Origin of the sequence: Frankia tisae (genome assembly GCF_025403405.1) — a bacterium.
Taxonomy (GTDB): domain Bacteria; phylum Actinomycetota; class Actinomycetes; order Frankiales; family Frankiaceae; genus Frankia; species Frankia tisai.
In genome coordinates this window covers 1-382 of record NZ_JANEZT010000871.1, presented here as the reverse complement: position 1 = coordinate 382, position 382 = coordinate 1, and the positions used below count along the sequence as shown (strand labels likewise).

Genomic DNA, 382 nt, shown 5'->3' with positions numbered 1-382 from the left:
CCTCAAAACACTCGCCATCCGTCCCCTCGATGTGGGCCTCGTCCCGCTCGGTGCCACATCGGGTGTCGCTGACGTCGAGGTGACGGTAACCGCCGACCGCGACGTCGCCCTCAGTGATGGCACGTTCATCGCCGGTGGCGTGCCGATCGTCGCGACAAGCATGCCCGCCACCGGCCTAAGCGTGCCCATCCTCGCGAACGACGACCCGAACATCACGACGGGCGCAGGTTTCAGTCTCGTCGTGACGGCACGCTACTCGCCGCGGCGCGGGATGCACGGACAACCGCAAGATCTCGTGCGCCGCATCATCATCACCAGCGCCGACCCGGACGTCGTCAACTTCGCCGACGCGAAACCCGTCAGGCTCGTGCCGTTCTACATG

At 66.2% G+C, this 382-nt stretch carries 1 protein-coding gene; it reads left to right on the top strand.

Translation table 11 applies throughout. The annotated features are described in order from the left end of the window. Positions 1-79: 79 nt before the first annotated feature. Positions 80-382 (top strand): hypothetical protein (locus NBZ85_RS32065; protein WP_261563542.1); only part of this gene is annotated, 303 nt, incomplete at its 3' end.